General features: G+C 70.3%; 13 protein-coding genes. 11 read left to right on the forward strand and 2 right to left on the reverse strand.

Annotated features, from left to right (window positions below):
• Positions 1 to 252 precede the first annotated feature (252 nt).
• The 4 genes from AB0C66_RS16970 to AB0C66_RS16985 are packed head-to-tail and all read left to right on the forward strand — an operon-like array spanning position 253 to position 7,757.
• Positions 253 to 3,774, forward strand: coding sequence for an amino acid adenylation domain-containing protein (locus AB0C66_RS16970; protein ID WP_362438297.1), 3,522 nt, complete (start codon positions 253 to 255; stop codon positions 3,772 to 3,774).
• Between the two features lie 43 nt (positions 3,775 to 3,817).
• Complete coding sequence (locus AB0C66_RS16975; protein WP_362438300.1) at positions 3,818 to 4,924, forward strand: OzmP; 1,107 nt, start codon at positions 3,818 to 3,820, stop codon at positions 4,922 to 4,924.
• A gap of 20 nt (positions 4,925 to 4,944) precedes the next feature.
• The gene (locus AB0C66_RS16980; RefSeq protein ID WP_362438302.1) at positions 4,945 to 7,506 is read left to right on the forward strand and encodes a beta-ketoacyl synthase N-terminal-like domain-containing protein; all 2,562 of its coding nucleotides are present in this window, start codon (positions 4,945 to 4,947) and stop codon (positions 7,504 to 7,506) included.
• Entirely contained in the window at positions 7,503 to 7,757 is a 255-nt protein-coding gene (locus tag AB0C66_RS16985) for a LuxR C-terminal-related transcriptional regulator (RefSeq protein ID WP_362438305.1), read from the forward strand. Before AB0C66_RS16980 ends, AB0C66_RS16985 begins: the two co-directional genes overlap by 4 nt.
• A 129-nt stretch (positions 7,758 to 7,886) precedes the next feature.
• Here the strand turns inward: AB0C66_RS16985 and AB0C66_RS16990 are convergent, their stop codons facing one another.
• A complete protein-coding gene (locus AB0C66_RS16990) occupies positions 7,887 to 10,238 on the reverse strand; it encodes a GH92 family glycosyl hydrolase (protein WP_362438308.1) in 2,352 nt (783 codons plus the stop codon).
• Between the two features lie 289 nt (positions 10,239 to 10,527).
• On the opposite strand from AB0C66_RS16990, the gene AB0C66_RS16995 reads away from it, so the two are divergent.
• Positions 10,528 to 11,751, forward strand: a complete 1,224-nt coding sequence (locus tag AB0C66_RS16995) for an MFS transporter (RefSeq protein WP_362438311.1) — start codon at positions 10,528 to 10,530, stop codon at positions 11,749 to 11,751.
• A gap of 229 nt (positions 11,752 to 11,980) precedes the next feature.
• Entirely contained in the window at positions 11,981 to 12,370 is a 390-nt protein-coding gene (locus tag AB0C66_RS17000) for an alpha/beta fold hydrolase (protein WP_362438314.1), read from the forward strand.
• A 244-nt stretch (positions 12,371 to 12,614) separates the two neighbouring features.
• Here the strand turns inward: AB0C66_RS17000 and AB0C66_RS17005 are convergent, their stop codons facing one another.
• Positions 12,615 to 13,358, reverse strand: a complete 744-nt coding sequence (locus AB0C66_RS17005) for a hypothetical protein (protein WP_362438317.1) — start codon at positions 13,356 to 13,358, stop codon at positions 12,615 to 12,617.
• A 665-nt stretch (positions 13,359 to 14,023) separates the two neighbouring features.
• Here AB0C66_RS17005 and AB0C66_RS17010 point away from each other — a divergent pair.
• The 5 genes from AB0C66_RS17010 (at position 14,024) to AB0C66_RS17030 (ending at position 18,052) form a co-directional block, all read left to right on the forward strand.
• Positions 14,024 to 14,746: an alpha/beta hydrolase gene (locus AB0C66_RS17010; RefSeq protein WP_362438319.1), complete on the forward strand. Its 723-nt coding sequence runs from the start codon at positions 14,024 to 14,026 to the stop codon at positions 14,744 to 14,746.
• 500 nt (positions 14,747 to 15,246) lie between these two features.
• Positions 15,247 to 16,482: an MFS transporter gene (locus tag AB0C66_RS17015; RefSeq protein WP_362438322.1), complete on the forward strand. Its 1,236-nt coding sequence runs from the start codon at positions 15,247 to 15,249 to the stop codon at positions 16,480 to 16,482.
• A 129-nt stretch (positions 16,483 to 16,611) separates the two neighbouring features.
• A complete protein-coding gene (locus AB0C66_RS17020; RefSeq protein ID WP_362438324.1) occupies positions 16,612 to 16,929 on the forward strand; it encodes a hypothetical protein in 318 nt (105 codons plus the stop codon).
• Between the two features lie 210 nt (positions 16,930 to 17,139).
• Positions 17,140 to 17,811, forward strand: a complete 672-nt coding sequence (locus tag AB0C66_RS17025) for a hypothetical protein (protein WP_362438327.1) — start codon at positions 17,140 to 17,142, stop codon at positions 17,809 to 17,811.
• A 40-nt stretch (positions 17,812 to 17,851) separates the two neighbouring features.
• Positions 17,852 to 18,052: a hypothetical protein gene (locus AB0C66_RS17030; RefSeq protein ID WP_362438330.1), complete on the forward strand. Its 201-nt coding sequence runs from the start codon at positions 17,852 to 17,854 to the stop codon at positions 18,050 to 18,052.
• The last annotated feature ends 82 nt before the right edge of the window (positions 18,053 to 18,134 follow it).

The raw sequence follows: 18,134 nt of genomic DNA on the forward strand, positions 1-18,134 counted from the left end.
CCTGGCGCGGACCGAGCCGGATTCAGCGGACATTCAAGTGCACGGGGATATCCAGGAGCTGAAAGTCGACGCAGAAGGCCCGAGATGAACCCCTGAAGCGTACGAAGCCAAAGCAAATGCAGCCATGGTGAACGCGGAAATCGACGAATGGACGGGAAACCGATGCGTATGCCGGCCGACTCCATACCCCCTACCGGTCAACGGACGTCCCGACCCTTCAGCTGCTTCCTGATAGGCGGGAACTCACTGGTCGTGACCTGCGGCGAGCTGCTGCTCAGCCGTGGACACCGGGTCCTCGGGCTGGTGTCACCGGACCCCGGCATCCGTGACTGGGCGCGACAAAAGCGCCTCCGCGCACTGGACTTCGGCCCCGACCTGCTGACGCGGCTGGCCGCCGAACCCTTCGACTACCTGTTCAGCATCGCCAATCTGCGTATGCTGCCCGCGCCGGTGCTCGACCTGCCGCGTGAGCTGCCGGTGAACTTCCACGACGGGCCGTTGCCCCGGCACGCCGGTCTGTACGCCACCACCTGGGCCGTCCTGGAACAGGCGAAGGTCCACGGCGTGAGCTGGCACGTCATGACCGAACGGGCCGATGAAGGGGACATCCTGGCCCGGCGGCCGGTCACCGTGACCGACGCCGACACCAGTCACACCCTCAACGCCAAGTGCTTCGAGGCGGGTTACGCCTCGTTCGGCGAACTGCTCGACGGCCTGGAGAGCGGCCGCGTACGGCGGTCGGCACAGGACCTGTCCGCCCGGAGCTACCACGGTCGCTTCGACCGTCCGGCGGACGGCGGGTTCCTCTCCTGGGACCAGCCGCCCGCGCGGTTGCACGCCGCCGTACGGGCCGCCGACCACGGCCCCTACGCCAACGAGTTCGGCACTGCGAAGGTTGTCGCCGGGGACGCCGCCCTCCTGGTGGCGGGCCTTGAACCGGTCCCCGGGCCGCCCGCGGGACCGCCGGGAGCCGTCCTGCGGGCCGGTGAGGGCAGCCTGCTGGTGGCGGCGGCGGGCGGGACGGTGCGGCTCACCGGGCTGAGCACCCCCACGGGCGAACCGCTGACGGCCACCGCCCTGGCCGGGTACGGCCTCCGCCCCGGCCACCGGCTCCCGGTCCCCGACCCGGCCCTGCTGACCGCCGCCGCCGACGCCCAGCAGCGGACCCTGCGCCATGAGACGTACTGGACGTGTCGGCTCGCCGAGCTCATGCCCGCCGAACTGATCGGCACCGAAGGCGCCGCCCGGGGTGGCGGGCACACCGCCCTCCCCGTCCTCGTCCCCTCCGACAGCGCTGACGCGGCCGCCCGCGCCGGGCTCCGGCGCGACCAGTGGCTGCTCGCCGCGCACCTGGCCTTCCTCACCCGGATCGGTGCGGACGCCGACACCGATGTGCACTGGCGCGCGGACCACCCGCACACCGGGCACCCGTCGGTCGACGCGCTGTACGCCCCGTTCGTCCCGCTGCGCATACCCGAGACGGAGGGGCAGGGCATGGCCGCGCTCGGCGCGCGGGTCGTCGAGCGGACGGCGGAGGCGGAGCGTCGCGGAACCCACCCGCACGACCTGTGGGTCCGTCAGCCAGGGCTGCGCGGGCGGCGGCACCCCGCCCCCGGCCTGCCCATCGCCGTCGAGATCTGCGACGACCTCGGCGTCCCCGCGGTCCCTGCCGAAGGCACCTCCCTGCTCATCCGGATCCCTCGCGGCCAGGACCCACAGCCGTGCCAGTGGGTGGTGCGGGACGGCACGTGGGACCCCCGCACCCGCGCCCTGCTGACCGAGTACGCGACCACTTTCCTGGCCGAAGCCGCGTCGCAGGCCGGGGCCCGGGACCTCAGCGGTATCCCGCTGGGCAGCGACGCCCATCGCGACGCCGACGCCCACGAGAACGGCACCCCCGCGACCGACCTCCCGCTGGATCACTGTGTGCACCAGCTGGTCGCGCGACAGGCACGGCGCCGACCGGACGCCCCCGCGGTGTCCTGCGCCGGACAGGTGGTCAGCTACGCGGAACTGGACCGCCGGTCCTCGGCGCTGGCCGGATACCTGCGGGCCCGGGGGATCGGCGAGGGGGACCTGGTCGGTGTGTTCCTGGAGCGGTCGGCGCAGCTGCCCATCGCGCTGCTGGGCATCATGAAGTCCGGGGCGGCGTACGTACCGCTGGATCCCATCTATCCGGCCGACCGTATCGCGTACATGCTCACCGACACCGCGCTGCCGCTGGTCGTCACAGAGTCGCGACTGGCCGCACGGCTGCCCGCGGGCCACGACAACGCCTTGGTCCTGGACCGGTCCTGGTCCGAGATCGAGTCGGCCGACCCGGAACCGGGCGACCGGGTGAACAGCGCCCAGGACGTCTATGTGCTGTACACCTCGGGCTCCACCGGCCGCCCCAAGGGGGTGACGATCAGCCATCGCGCGCTGACGAACCTGGTCTGCGACGTATGCCGCACACCCGGCCTGACCGAGCGGGACACCCTGCTGGCGGTCACCACCGTCTGCTTCGACATCGCGGGCCTGGAGCTGTACGCCCCGCTGGTCGCCGGAGGCCGGGTCGAGGTGGCGCCGACCCGGTCCGCCGCCGACGGCGCCGAACTGCGCGACCTGCTGGAGCACACCCGGCCCACCGTCATGCAGGCGACCCCCGCCACCTGGCGCATGCTGCTCGACGCCGGATGGCCCGGCCGGACGGACGCCCCGATGCCACGCGTCCTGTGCGGCGGTGAGGCGCTGACCACCGACCTCGCCGGGAGGCTGCTCTCGTGCGGCGCCCAGCTGTGGAACCTGTACGGGCCCACCGAGACGACCATCTGGTCGTCCGTCAAGCGGGTGCGCCCCGGTGAACCGGTGACCCTCGGCCGCCCGATCGCCAACACCGCCTTCCATGTGGTGGACCGCCGGCTCCGCCCGGTGCCGACCGGCGTCCCCGGCGAACTGCTCATCGGGGGAGCGGGTGTCGCCCAGGGCTATCTCCACCGGCCCGAGCTGACCGCCGAGCGGTTCCTTCCCGATGCCTACGGCGGAACGGACGGCACCGTCTACCGCACCGGCGACCTGGTCCGCCGTCGGCCGGACGGCGAGCTGGACTACCTCGGCCGCCTGGACAACCAGGTCAAACTGCACGGTTACCGGATCGAGCCGGGCGAGATCGAAGCGGCGCTGTGCGGGCATCCGGGCGTCGCCGAGGCGGTCGTCGTGGTGCGCGAGGACCGGCCGGGCGACCGGCGGCTGGTCGCCTATCTCGTCCCCCGTCCGCCCGGTGCCCGGCCCGCCGACCTCCGCACCCATCTGCTCGCCGACCTGCCCGACTACATGGTGCCCTCCGCCTTCGTGGAACTCGAAGCCATCCCGCTGACCGCCAATGGCAAGACCGACCGGGCGGCCCTGCCGCGGCCGCCCGGCATCAGCGGTCCGCGCGCCCAGCCCGCCGATCAGCTCGAGCGGACCATCGCCGGGATCTGGCGCGAGGTGCTGCTGGCGGAAGCGGTGGGACCCGAGGACAACTTCTTCGAGGCGGGCGGCAATTCGCTGCTGCTGATGCGTGTGATGGCCCGGATCAACGCCGACCTGGGCGGTTCGCTGACCCGGGTGGAGATGTTCATGTATCCCACCGTCCGCGCGCTGGCCCGGCATGTCCGCGACCGGCTGTCGGGCCTGCCCGGACGGCGCCCGGCGGTGCCCGGCCCCCGGGCCGCCAGGCCCTCCCGCACCGGCCTGGCCGACCTGCGCGGGAGACGGCAGCGGCACCACTCGGCCGATGAGACGCCCGCTTGAGATCCGGAAGGGAATCACCATGCGCGTGTGCAGCGTATGCGCTTTGCAAGAAGACCACCCAGGAGTCAGCCTCGACGACGACGGTGTGTGCAGTCTGTGCCGACTCGGCCTGGTCGGCGATCTGCTGGAGAACTTCAGCTACACCGAGCAGGTCCACGAGGAGTTCACCCGCAGCGGCCCGAATCCCGATGGACCGTACGACTGCCTCTTCATGTACAGCGGCGGCAAGGACAGCACCTACATGCTGGACAAGTTCGTCAACGAATACGGAAAGCGCGTCCTGGCCTACACCTTCGACGTACCGTTCGAAAGCACCCATGCGGCCGACAACATCGCACTGGCCCGGGAGAAGATTCCCGCCACCTTTGTTCTCGACTCGGACGACGACAGCATCAAGATGGTGATGCGGGAGGTGTTCAACCGGCCCGTCGCCAAACCGGGGAAGTATCTCGACGAAAAGCTCCCGTGCGTATCCTGCCGTTCCTTCTTCGTCATTCGGGCCATCTTGTACGCGGTCCGGCACCGCATCCCCTACATCGCCCTGTGCGCGGACCCGCAGCAGATCCTCACCATGGAATCCGATGTCCGGGAGGTGGTCCGGGGCTTCTACCAGACCTTCGGCGCCCGGCTGACCGACACGGTCTTCAAACACGAGGCCGAGCAGGTGCTCTTCGCCGACGAAGCGGAGCTGCCCAAGATCGTCTTCCCGTTCATCGCGATGCGCTACGCCTACGACCCCGACCGCATCGTCGCCGAGCTCAAGGCCAAGGGGCTGTACGACTCTTCCCCGCTCGAGACCCACTGCACCCTGTTCCCGCTGCTGAACTACTACTCGTTCAAGCACTGGGACTGCATGTTCTACAAGCTCAACGCGGCCAGCCAGCGCCGCGCGGTCCGGCGCAACAAGAACTACGACCGCTCCACCTTCAGCATCACCTTCCCCAAGGCGGCGGACCTGCCGGCGATCGAGGAACGGATGAAGCGAGTTGTCCTCGACATCGCCGAGGAACGCGGTGACCGGGCCGCGCAAGAGACCGAACTCGTGGCCCTTTTCCGCGAATTGGGCGCCACCGAAGACGCGGCACGGTTTGTCACCGACAGCTTCCTCGGGATGCGGACCGTGGCAGCCGACCTGGGCATCACCCTTTAGACACGAGAGGCGCAGCAAACATGGAGCAGGCAGCAGCGGTCAGGGAAACCGACATCGCCATCATCGGAATGGCATGCCGATTCCCGGGAGCCGCCACCACCGAAGCCTTCTGGAACAATCTGCGGGAGGGCCGGGAAAGCCTGGTGTTCTTCACCGAGGAGGAGCTGCTGGCCGCCGGGGAGGATCCGGCGGAGCTGCGCCGGCCCGGCTATGTACGGGCCGGGCATGTGCTTCCCGACCTGGAGATGTTCGACGCCGGGCACTTCGGAATCCCCGATGACGAAGCGGAGATCCTCGATCCGCAGCACCGCCACTTCCTGGAGTGCTCGCTGGCCGCCCTCGAAGACGCCGGGTACGAACCGTCGGGGTACCCCGACGAGATCGGCGTGTTCGCCGGTGCGGGTATGAACACGTACCTCCTCACCCACCTCGCCGAGCGGTTCCGGAACGAGTCGTCGGTGGGGCACTACCGGCTGATGCTCGCCAACGACAAGGACTTCCTCGCCACCCGGGTGTCGTACAAGCTGAACCTGCGGGGGCCGAGCCTGAGCGTCAACACCGCCTGCTCCACCGGGCTGGTCGCCGTCCACCAAGCCTGTCTGAGTCTGCTCGCGGGGGAGTGCCGGATCTCCCTCGCCGGAGCGGTCCATCTGCGCGTGCCACAGCAGCGGGGCTACCTCCACCAGGAGGGAATGATCTTCTCCCCGGACGGGCACTGCCGCGCCTTCGACACGGACGCGAACGGCACGGTCATCTCCAGCGGCGTCGGCGTCGTGGTGCTCAAGCGGCTGGCCGAGGCGGTGGTGGACGGCGACACCGTGTACGCCGTGATCAAGGGGACGGCGGTGAACAACGACGGTTCGACCAAGACCGGCTACACCGCCCCGAGCGTCGAACGCCAAGCCGATGTCATCCGCGACGCCCAGCGGGTCGCCGACTGCCCACCGGACAGCATCGGCTATGTGGAGGCCCACGGCACCGGCACCCAGCTCGGCGACCCGATCGAAGTGGCCGCGCTGACCCGGGCATTCGACGGGGTGCCGGCCGGCCGGGTACTCCTCGGATCGGTCAAGACCAACATCGGCCACCTGGACACCGCCGCGGGCATGGCCGGGCTGATCAAGACCGCCCTGATGCTCCGCCACCGCACCGTGGTGCCCCATCTGCACTTCCGCACCCCCAACCCGGATATCGACCTCGCCGAGGGCCCGTTCCGGATCGCCACCGGGACGGCGGCCTGGCCACGGGACTCCGGGCCCCGGCGGGCCGGCGTCAGCTCGTTCGGCGTCGGCGGCACCAACACCCATGTCATCCTGGAGGAGCCGCCCGCCCCGGCCCCCGTCCCGGCCCCCTCCGGCGGTTCCCACCTGCTGCTGCTCTCGGCGCGTACCCCCCGGGCACTCGACCGGGCCACCGGTGACCTCGCCCGCCACCTCAAACGCCACCCGGAGCTCGACCTCGCCGCGGTCGCCCACACCCTGGCCGTGGGCCGCCGCGCCCACGCCCACCGGCGGGCCGTGGTGTGCGAGAGCCTTGCCGACGCCGCCCTGGCCCTGGCGATCGGGGACCCGGCCCGGGTGCTGACGGGGCCGGTCGAGGGCGGCCCCGCCCGACTGGCGTTCGTCTTCGCCGCCGCCGGGCCCGTCCCGGACGCGCCCGAGCTCTACCACGCCCTTGCCCCGTTCCGGGAGGCGGTGGACGCCTGCGCCGCCATGCTGCCGGCCGACAGTCCGGACGGCCCGGCACTGCTGACCGGTGGCGGCGGTGACGAGCTCGCGGCGTTCGTCACCTCGTACGCCGCGGCCCGGGTATGCCAGGAAGCGGGCGTGTCACCGGCCGCGGTCGGCGGCTCCGGCGTCGGCCGGGTGGTGGCCGGATGCCTGGCCGGTGTGTTCGACCTGAAGGAGGCGCTCGCCCTCTTCGACGGCGGCTCTCCCGGCACCCCCGTGACCTGGGATCTCCCTGTGAGCCTGGGCGGCGGCGGCCGCTGGCTGAGCCCGCGGGAGGCCGCGCTCCCGGAGACCTGGACCGCCCCCGACCCCGACGAAGGGCGGGTGACCGTGTCCTGGTGGGCGGAGAAGGGCCTGACCCCGGTGGAGCTCACGACCCCCGCCGGGCCGGGGGCGTCCGTCCGCCGGACACTGCTGCACGTTCTCGGCCGCGCCTGGACCGATGGGGCTGAGGCGGACTGGGCGGCGTGGCATGAAGCCGAGCGCCGCGTACCGCTGCCCACCTATCCGTACGAGCGCGTGCGGCACTGGGTGGACACCCCTCAGCAGCACGCCGCCGACGCGGACGGGACGGTGGACACCACCCTGCGCGACCGCTTCGAGGGCGCCGATCCGGCCGGTCGCCGAACACTGGTGGAGGACTTCCTGCGGCGGCAGATCGCCGCCATGCTCGAGCAGGACGCGGACAGCCTCCCCGAGGCCGACGCCGACCTGTTCGCGCTGGGGATGGACTCGCTGATGCTCATCGATGTCATCGCCCGGCTGGGCGACGAGTTGGGGCGCACGGTCCCCGCCACACTCGACAGCGAACACCCCACCATCAAGGAGCTCGCCGACGGGGTGACCGGGTGACGGGTACGGGTACATGCTTCCTCACGAAGGTCGACGCCCGCATCCTGGAGGGGATGGCGGTCGGCCAGACCACCCTGAACCTGGCCTCCCGGCTCCACTTCAGCCGCCAGAACATCGACTACCACGTGACCGGCCTGCTGCGCAGATTCCAGGCACCCAACCGGACCGCCCTGGTCTCCCGCGCCTTCTGTACCGGCATGCTCGACACAAGCACCTGGCCACCGAAGGTGGTCGAGGACTTCGTCCGTTGAGCCCGCCGGCCGCGGCCGGGTTCCGTGTCCGCGGCACCTGCCCCGGGTGACCAGGAGGCGGAGACCCGCCTCTCCGAGAGAGACGGGTCTCTATGACGCCTGTGGTGCGGAGCTGAGTTGTCCGCCGGGTCACTTCAGAGAAGGCGGCGCGGCCCCCTCCGAGGTGCCCCATCCGGAGGGCTTCTCCCCTACGGTGAAGGCGAGTTCGCGGGCGTCACGAATGTCCTCGGTCGTCAGATACGTCGTGTCATGGGCGACCCCGTCCAGACGCGCCGACTGGATGTACCGCTTGCTGCCCGACGTGCCCGGTGCCTTCACCGTCAGAGTGCCGCGCGGGTAGTAACGGCGGTCGAGCCTGAGGTCCACACGATCGAAGACGGGCGTCGACAATCCCCAGGTGTCCGTACCCGGCTGGACCGGGAAGACGCCGATCGAGGACAGCACGTTCCACGCGGACATGGTGCCGAGGTCGTCGTTCCCGGTCATGCCCGTCGGGGTGTCGGTGAAGAGGGTGAGCGCGGCGTGCACCACGTCGGTCGTCTTCCACGGCTGGCCCGTCGAGAGGTACGTATACGGGGCGATCAGATCCGGCTCGTTCTGGGGGTTGTACTTGTCGGCGTTGTAGTAGTCGTAGGGGCCGTTGACCCACACCTCACGCGCGGTCTTCGACGGGTCCTCGAGCAGTTGCTCGTACGCGAAGAAGGAGTCGAGGCGGTCGGTCGCGGCCTTCTTCCCGCCGATCAGGTCGACCATGCCGGGCAGGTCCTGCGGGACCAGCCACTGGTACTGCCAGGACGTGCCCTCGTGGAAGCCCTCGCTCTTGACCGGATCGGCCGGGCCGGTGAAGGCTCCGGCGGCGTCCCGCGCACGGAAGAATCCGGTCGAACGATCGTAGATCTCGCGATAGTTCTGGGCGCGGGTGGCATAGCGCTTCGCGTCCTTCTCGTGCCCGAGGTCGCGCGCCATCTCGCCGAGCATGGCGTCGGAGAGGGCGTACTCCAGCGTCGCGGACGCACCGTGGTCATAGTCCGAGTCGCCGGGCTTGGCATGCGGGCGGCCCTTGATGTACGGGGCGAAACCCCGGGCCAGATACTCCTTGTTGGCCTCGCGCCCGACCGGCGCGGAGTCGGCCGGCGGCACCCCGTCGGCGTTCTTCTTCAAGGCGCGGTACGCCTCCTCCTCATGCCCCTTCAGCAGGCCCTGCTGATAGGCGTTGGTGAGGAACGGGGTGACCGGGTCGCCGGTCATGATGTTGGTCTCGACCGTGCCGTAGCCCCACTTCGGCAGCCAGCCGCTCTCCTCGTCGATCTTCAGGACGGAGAGCGCCATATCGCGGGACTCGCGCGGGGCGAGCAGCGAGAGGAGCTGCGCCTGGGTGCGGTACGTGTCCCACAGGGACCAGTTCTGGTAGTACGTGAACCCGCCGTCGTCAGCGGTGCGGTGGATCTTCTGGTCCCAGCCGGTGTAGCGGCCGTCGACATCGCTTCCGATGTTCGGCGCGAGGAACGAGCGGTACAGCGACGAGTAGAACGTGCGGCGCAACGCCTCGCTGCCGCCCCGCGCCCGTACGTCGTCGAGCCGGTCCTCCCACGTGGCGCGTGCCGCCTGCGCCACGTGGTCGTACGAACGGCCGCCCTCCACACGGAGGTTGCGGGCCGCGCCCCTGGCGTCGACGTACGAGAGCGCGGTCGTCGCCTCGACGGTGCGGTCCTCACGCGTGTCGAACCGGACGAAGGCACCGCTGCGCTCGTCGCCCGCGGACGTCTCCTTCGCACCTTCGGTGACCGTCCCGCCCTTCCAGGTGCCTGATGTCGTGAAGGGCCGGTCGAAGCGGGTGATCGTGTGGACCGTGTACGGCTCGGTGTCCTGGCAGAAGCCGCTGCCGGTGATCGAGGTACGCACGGTGCGGCTGTCGAGGATCTCGACCTTCGTCCGCACCGTCTTGTGCAGCGACTGGCCCGCGTTCAGCAGGACGTTGGCCTTGTCGGTGGCGGGGAAGGTGTAGCGCTGTACGCCGGTGCGCTTCGTCGCGGTCAGCTCGGCGCCGATGCCGCCCTCGAGACCGACCTGATAGCGGCCGGGGCTCGCGCTCTCGTCGTCGTGGCTGAACTCGGCGGCGTACTTCGCGTAATCGGTCTCCGTCACCTCACCGGTCGTGGGCAGCACCGGCAGATCGCCACCGAGTCCACAGCCGACGCCCGAGAGATGGACGGTGGAGAAGCCGCGGATATGGGTGTCGGAGTGGTCGTAGCCGGTGTTGTGCCCGGTATCGGGGGAGAGCTGCACCATGCCGAAGGGGACGGCGGCGCCGGGGTAGGTGTTGCCCTCGTTCTCGGTGCCGATGAACGGGTTGACCAGGTCGGTCAGGTGACCGGAGCGCGGGACGTGCGCCTCGGCCGACGGGGTCGTGAGGGCTCCGCCGAGGAGCGCGGCCGTCAGGGCCACCGTTGCCGCGCCGCGCAGCCGTTGGGTCCATCTCATGCGTGGGAACGCCTCCTCGGAAACTGCTGACAACGTTGTCACCGCACCGTTTGGCGACCATTCTTGGTTCACCCGCGTGCACCCGTCAAGGCCCCGTTCCGCCATCACTCCGACTTCCGCCACACACTTCAGGCCGTGTCTTCCAACGCGCCTACCCGCCCGGCCTGTTGCAGATATGTCGTTGACTGAGGGACGGCCCAGACACGAGAGTGTCACCCCGGTCGGGATCAACGTGACGACGTGATACGTGGGATGGTGTGCGGTGGCTGGCTCGGACATGGCCCGTGACGTGCGAGTCAAGGAGACCCCGTCTGATCCGCCGCTGTGGACGGCGGACTTCCGGCTGTTCTTCACCGCCCGCACCACGTCTCTGCTGGGCGACGCGATGCTCCCCGTCACCATCACGGCTGCCGTGCTCCGGGCGGGATACGGGACGAGTGGGGTCGGCTACGCGCTGGCCGCGCTCGTGGCGCCGTTCGCAGCCCTGATCATCTTTGGTGGGGTGCTGTCCGACCGCTTCGGCGCCCGGCGGCTCATGGTCGTCTCGGACACGGCCCGGCTGTGCGTTCAGACGGTGCTCGCGCTGCTGTTCCTGCTGGGTACGCCGCGGCTGTGGCAGATCCTGGTGCTGCTGGCCCTGGTCGGGGCGGGTAGCGCGATCTTCCAGCCGGGAGTCGCCAGCATCACCCCGCGCATCGCCCGGGACGTACTGAAGGCGAACGCAACCCTGCGCATCTCGGAGTCCGTTACCGCCGTGATCGGCCCGTCGCTGGCCGGTCTGCTGCTCGTGGTTTCCTCACCGGCGACGGTGGTCGCCCTCGACGCCCTGACCTACGGCATCAGCGGCGCCTGCCTCCTCCTGCTCCGCTCGGTCCCGATGGGTCCGGCCGCGCGGGACGGCGTATCGTCGTTCCGGGCCGATCTCGCCGAAGGGTGGCGGGAGTTCCGGGCCAGGACCTGGCTGTGGAGTGTCATCGCCGTCTTCATGCTCTGGCAGCTGGCAGGCGCCGGCCCCACCATGACCCTCGGCAACAGTGCCCTGGTCACCGACTACGGAGCATCGACGTTCGGCTTGGTCATGTCGTCCCTCGGGGCGGGAAGTGTGCTGGGCGGGCTCGTCGCGATCAGGCTCCGCCCGCGGTATCCGCTCCGGGCCGGCGCCCTCTCCATGATCCTCTGGATGCTGATGCCGTTGGGGGTCGCTCTCGGCCTTCCCGCGCCGCTCATCGCCGGGTGTTACGGAGTGAGCGGCGTGGGCATGGCGTTCTGGATCGTCATGTTCCACACGAGTGTGCAGACGCATATCCCGCAGGAAGTCCTCGGCAGGGTGCACGCGTACGACGCGGCAGGCTCGCTGGTGATGAAGCCGGTCGGGCAGGCGGTGGCGGGGCCGCTCGAGGTCGTCGCGGGGACGGTGCCGCTGCTGTGCGTGTCCGCGTCCATGGCGCTCGTCGCCTGCTTCCTGCTCCTGGCGATCCCGGCCGTGCGCGGCCTGAAGCGGGTGGAGCGCTAGCTGGTGTTGTGCCACATGGGTTCACCGGGTTGATGCGTGCCGGGACGTGGGAGGCCGCCGCCCCGACACTCGGTGGGCCTGGATCTGGACTGCGTTCTTATGGCAGGAGCGACGCTTCATCTTCAGACCTTCGGCGACGTCGCGGGGGTTCCGGTGGTCGCCGTGCACGGTGTGTACGGGTACGGAGGTCGCTGGCGGGAACTGGCCACGGGGCACCTGGCCGACTTGTGTGTATGCGCCTGATCTCCGTGGGCAGGGTCGGTCCCTGTGGTCTCCGCCGTGGACACGGGAACAGCATGTCGCCGATGTGGTGGCCACGATGGACATGCTTGGTCTGCGCCAGGTCGACGTGCTCGGATTCTCCTTCGGCGCTGCGGTGTCGTCGGATCTGGCCCATCAGGCCCCCGAGCGAGTGCGCCGACTGGTCCTTCTCGACCCCGCGGTCGGTCTCGAAGCCGAGGGCGCGGCCACAAGCGCCGCGAAAGCGCTGGAGGCGCCTTCGTTCCTCGATCCGGCCGAGGCACGGGCGACGGTGGCCGACGTCGACTCCGGCCACCAACTCCTGCTGGAACGCCCCGCAGAGACTGGCGTACTTGTGCGGAAGTTCCTCGACGCCTGAGCGCTGTCCCGTGACTGGGGATGGCCCCAGCCCCGTTGTTCCACGGCATCGCCCAGCGGACCGACCGCAAGTGTCGTGCCGACTGTCCTGGCAGTTCCGTGCCGGTGGAACAGCCACCAGCAGCACCCGGTCCGCCAGCGACAACCCCCACGGACGGCCGAACCGCAGCGGCTCAACGCCCCACCCATGCACGGTGGATGCCCGCTGCACGGCCTTCCGCGACACGCCTGAGAACCGCCACGGCTCAGCCGCGTATGGTCACTCCGTGGCTCGTGCGCAGTCGGCGCAGTTCCCACAGGGAGAGCGCGGTCACCGACAGCGGGCCGCCGAACAGGGAGCAGAACTGCGCCCACAGCGGCCCGCCCGGCATACCGCTCCCGGTCACGTTGAAGACGGCGATGATCCAGACCATCACCACGGTGATCACGGCTGGCAGCGCGGCGTGCACATAGGCGGTGTTGAAGGCGGAGCGGGCGATGTAGGCCGAGGCCAGGAAGAAGAACGGCAGCAGCCACAGCACGAACCAGAGCGCCGGGACGGCGGCCACGAACAGCCATACCCCGTGCAGCCCGTGCAGCAGCGTGGTGCCCAGGACCAGGTACATCAGGCCGGCGAGGACGGCCACGGTCAGGACGTACCAGCCGACGGTCTTGAGCGGGACGCCCAGCCGGGAACGCAGCAACGGCCGCCGCTCCGCGGGCGCGTAGCGGATGAAGAGGGCGATGACCACCGGTCCGCCGAGGATCAGCAGGATCGGGGTCAGGATGAGTTGGCCGACGCTCTCGTTGGCCTTGCCCTCAAGGCCGTCGTCCGACCCGTACGCGTAGTAGAGCGCGAGCGTCGCGAGGACGCCGAGCACGGTGCGGATGATCTGAACGCGGTTGACCACGGGGTCGTGGACACGCCCGCCGCCTTCCTGGTCGAACAGCCGCCGCGCGGCCCGGTGAATCGAGCGGGCCAGGGGGACGACCAGGACGAGGATGGGCACCCGCCGGTACCCGCGCCGACCCCTGGGCGCCGGCCGGTAGGGCCCGGGTGGCGGGGGCGGTGGCGGTCCGTAGGGGTTCGGCGGTGGCGGCCCGTATGGACCGGGTGTCGGTGCCGGTCCCCAGCGATTGCCGCCCTGCCCGGGGTCGTTCGGCAGACCCCATCCCCCCGTTGCCATCGCGGCTCCTCCTCATCCCTGCGCTCGACCACGCGTTTTTCGCCAGTGGCCGGGGAATTGTAGGGTATGAAGACGAACCGCGCACTGCGCTGGCAGTCCACATACTGGCACCACGCTCCCCAACGGGTGGACGGGACCTCCGCGTTGCGGCTCGGGCGGCGGAGCCGAAGCGTATGGCGATGCTCGGCCCTTCTCGGACTTGCCGCGGCCATCAGTGGGAAGTGGCGCCACTCCGAGGCTTGTGCGGGCGACCCGAACAGACCCCGAGTGGCGCACCAACCCACCCCGCCCACCGAGGAGACGGAGCCTCCGCAAAAACCTGTTGGCGGACCGCGGGGACCACTGTTAGTTTTTTGCCGGCCGTGCGAGAGAACGAGGAGGTGGTACCCGTGAACGCAGTATCGACATGGGTGCTCCCCTCAGGGGTCACGGTCGGGCGATAGGTCGTCCGGGAGCGCCGTTCAAGCGCACTCCCGAAAGGCACGACCATGCGATTCACTTCTGAACAGCGCCTCGACGACGGCGTCCACGAACGCGAATTCACCCTCGGTGAGATCCCCGGTGTCCTGTGGACGCCCGGATCGGCTCCGGCCCCGCTGATCCTTATGGGTCACAACGGCGGCTTGCACAAGCGGGAATCACGGCTGGTGGCCCGGGCCCGGCACTCCGCGGCGGAATACGGCTACGCGGTGGCCGCCATCGACCACCCCGGGCACGGTGACCGGCCCCGTTCCGCCGTCGACGAGCAGGCCCGCGCCGCTCTCCGCCGGGCGATGGCGGCGGGAGAGCCGGTCGAGGAGATCTTCGAGTCCTTCGTCGTCCCGCTGGTCGAAAAGGCGGTCCCGGAATGGCGGGCCACCCTGGACGCCCTCCTTTCGCTGCCCGAGATCGGCGGACCGATCGGGTACTCGGGGATGGCCGCCATCGGCATTCGGCTGGCGGTGGTCGAACCGCGCATCTCGGCCGCCGGTTTCTTCGCCGGGGGATACGTGCCCCGCGCCCAGCGCGAGGAGGCCCGGCAGGTCACCGTCCCGCTCCAGTTCCTTATGCAGTGGGACGACGAAGGTAACGACCGGCAGCGAGCCCTGGACCTGTTCGACGCCTTCGGCGCCAGGGAGAAGACGTTGCACGCCAATACGGGCGGGCACGCCGGTACCCCGTGGTTCGAGGTGGACGCCGGGAACCGGTTCTTCGCCCGGCACCTGAAGTGAGGCCGGGCCGTCGGACTGCCTGGCCGGACGGTTGGTACAGATCGATCTCGCGGTATCCCGTCGAGCATCACTGCCCCGCATCCTTAATGCATGGTGACGTGCATTAATATCTCTGGCACAGTGCGGGTTCGGCGACCCATCCCGCTACGCGGTCCGGATGGGTTCGCGCGAGATGAATGACCGTCGTCGAGCGCGCCGTGCCCGGCTGCTGCCTGGACCAGGGCGGAGCGCGGGCGGCGAGTAGTCCGGGGGTGGGGGTGAGGATGGCGGCGGCGACATCGGCGGTCGAGGGCCGAGGGCCGAGGGCGCTGGCGCGACCGTGGCGACGCGGGCACGCAGCCCCCACCCCATGCACCGGGCACCCCCTGCACCGGCCCGAGGCGCTGCCCATCCGGCGCCGGGCCGGTGCACGGCCGGGACGGGGCCACCACGCCGTCGTCGCCCTCCCACCCCATGCGCCAGCCATGCCGGCGCCATTCACCGACGCTCCGGAAAGAGATATGACCAGCATCGCTCCCGTCGGTACGACGGCCTCCATATCCGACCCCGCCCAGGCCCAGTCCCACATCCTGCGCGTCCTGATCGCCTCTCAGATCCTCAGCGGCGCGGGCCTCGCCGCCGGAGCCACCGTCGGCGCCCTCCTCGCCCAGGACATGCTCGGCTCCACCAGCACCGCCGGGGCGGCCCTCGCCGCCATCGGCGTCGGCCGTATCTCCCAATCCCGGGGCAGACGCCCCGGCCTCGCCGCCGGCTACCTCACCGGCGCCATCGGTTCGGTCGGCGTCATCATCGCCGCCATCCTGGACAGCCCCGTCCTGCTGTTCACCGCCCTCTTCGTCTACGGCGCCGGCACCGCCACCAACCTCCAGGCCCGCTACGCCGGGGCCGACCTCGCCACCCCCGACCACCGCGCCCGCGCCGTCTCCACCGTCCTGGTCGCCACCACCCTCGGCGGCGTCGCCGGACCCAACCTCGCCGCCCCCACCGGCCATCTGGCCGAAACCCTCGGCATGCCCAACCTCGCCGGGCTCTTCCTCCTCTCCGGCCTCGCCTACGCCCTGGCCGCCCTCGTCCTCGCCGTCTGGCTGCGGCCCGACCCGCTGCTTCTGGCGCGCACCCTCGCCATGTCGAAGGAGACCAAGGCCGCCGGCGTGACCACCGCGGACGACGTGGACACGCGGGAGGGCCGCAAACGCGTCGTCCTCGGTGCGCTCGTCATGGTCCTCAGCCAGATCGTCATGGCCGCGATCATGACGATGACACCGGTTCATATGCACCACCACGGCCACAGCACCGCCGCTTCCGGCCTCGTCATCGCCATCCACATCGGCGCCATGTACCTGCCCTCACCACTGACCGGCTGGCTCGTCGACCGCTACGGCCATATGAAGATCGTTGCCGCCTCCGGTATCACCCTCATGGCCGCCGGCATCCTCGCCGCCACCGCACCCGGCGACTCCGTCGTGCTGCTCGCGCTCGCCCTGGCCCTACTGGGGCTTGGCTGGAACTTCGGCCTGGTGTCCGGCACCGCGATCATCTCCGACACCGTCCCGCTCGCCACCCGTGCCAAGACCCAGGGAGTGGTCGACGTCTCCATCTCCATCGCCGGTGCCACCGGCGGCATGGCCTCGGGATTCATGGTCGCCGCCACCAGCTACCCCGTCCTCGCCTTTACCGGCGGCATCCTCTCCCTCGCCCTCCTGCCCGCTGTCGCCGCCACCGCCTACCGCCGATGAACACCCCGACGCATCCCACCGCGCCCCGCACCCCGACACCACCCGCACCTGACATGAGCGGCGCCGCCCGGCCGGCAGCCCGCGAAATCAGGCTGCCGGTCCCGATCAGCGACGGCAGAGTCTGACGCCATGCCCTTCCTGCACTGCGAAGCCGTCCGATGGGTCGGCGACGAACCCTTCCCCGGCCTGGTCGAGGTCTGCTTCACCGACGCTCACCACCAGCAGCGGAGCGTCATCGACAAGGCGCCGGTATTCGACGACTCCGACGCCCTCACGCCGACCGCGGACTACCCCGTCACGGTCAACGTCCTCTGCGACATCCTTCAGCGCACCGCCAGCCACTCCGCCACGCGGACAGTGACCGTTTCCCTCGCCCCGTGGGGACTGGAGTCGGTCGACGGCGATGTCGAGTTCCAGGTACGTGCTGATCAATTGACTACCAGCTGAGAGCGTCAACAGCGCGGGGTGTCGGGCAGCTCCCGGACCAGCCATGGTCGCGGCGAGGCCGCGTCCGACACGTGGATCATGTTCCTGCCATCTTTGGCGGGCAACACTCCCATGTCGACGAACCGCCCCTACGATCAAGCCGGTTGGCAGCGGACGTGATCTCACCACACACCCGGTGTGCCGTCCGGTCGAGTCGAAGGGGCTGGAAAAGTGAAGAGCCGCATAAGAATCGCCGTCGCGTCGGCAGCGTCCCTGGCCGCCCTGCTGGGCGTGACAGGGACGGCGACGGCACAGGACTCCGGCACGGGTGCGAAGCCCTGTCACGGTGTCCGGCTGACCGGCGACCTCCCGGCTCCGTCGGCGGGCCGAGCCGTTTCACGGCAGATCACCATCGGCCCCGACTGCGAGGCCACTCTCGGGCCGGTGCGGCACACCGCGGCGTCCCCCGGGGCTCGTCGGGCCGCGGCCCCCGCCGCCGCTGTTGCGGGCCATCAGCTGCGTGGCTGGAACGAGATGTACGACTGCTGCAACATCCGCATGACCGGTCTGTACACCACCTCAGCCTGGGACACCACGGACCAGCGCATCACCAAGGCCACCACCACCCCGACGCAGGAGTGGAACCGGGAGCCGTGGGGCGCCGGGTGGTCCCTGGCGTCCCACACCTCCAAGGACGACTGCGCGGCCGACTGCCCCGCGGTGAACTCCCAGGCGGACGCCGACTTCACCTACAAGGGCGTCTTCGACCCGATCGGCAGCTGGTACGCCAACGTCCACCACTCCACCGTCCGGCTGAACGCCGACGGGACCTCGAGCTGCCACTTCGATGTGGAGCTGCGGCACACCTTCGTCGGCTGGAACTGGCGGTACGGCTGCGAGTGAGCCGCCCGGCCGGGCCGGCCCCTCGGCGGGCCGACCCGGCGTGCGCGGCGGACTGCTCTCCCGCGGCCACCCGGTCGGCGCGACCGGGACGGCGCAGATCCGCGAGCCTTACTGGCAACTGACCGACCAGGCGCACGGCGGACAAGCCGAGCGGGCCGAGGTGGGGCTCGCCTACGGCAACGGCGGCTCGGTCAGGGGAACCGACGGTGCTTCGGTGACCACCGTCGTCATGACCCGCTGACCCAAGGGAGTACGGAGCCCGGCGCGAGGGGCGGTGTGCCGCACCCGGAAACGGCACGGCCCGGCCATGGCCCGGTGCGGGG

The sequence above is a fragment of the Streptomyces sp. NPDC048636 genome, assembly GCF_040650655.1.
Lineage (GTDB): Bacteria > Actinomycetota > Actinomycetes > Streptomycetales > Streptomycetaceae > Streptomyces.

Bases quoted from the DNA above. Each gene is read 5' to 3' on its own strand.
- AB0C66_RS16980 (WP_362438302.1), top strand. From the start codon at position 4,945: ATGGAGCAGGCAGCAGCGGTCAGGGAAACCGACATCGCCATCATCGGA.
- AB0C66_RS16990 (WP_362438308.1), bottom strand. From the start codon at position 10,238: ATGAGATGGACCCAACGGCTGCGCGGCGCGGCAACGGTGGCCCTGACG.
- AB0C66_RS17010 (WP_362438319.1), top strand. From the start codon at position 14,024: ATGCGATTCACTTCTGAACAGCGCCTCGACGACGGCGTCCACGAACGC.
- AB0C66_RS17015 (WP_362438322.1), top strand. From the start codon at position 15,247: ATGACCAGCATCGCTCCCGTCGGTACGACGGCCTCCATATCCGACCCC.
- AB0C66_RS17020 (WP_362438324.1), top strand. From the start codon at position 16,612: ATGCCCTTCCTGCACTGCGAAGCCGTCCGATGGGTCGGCGACGAACCC.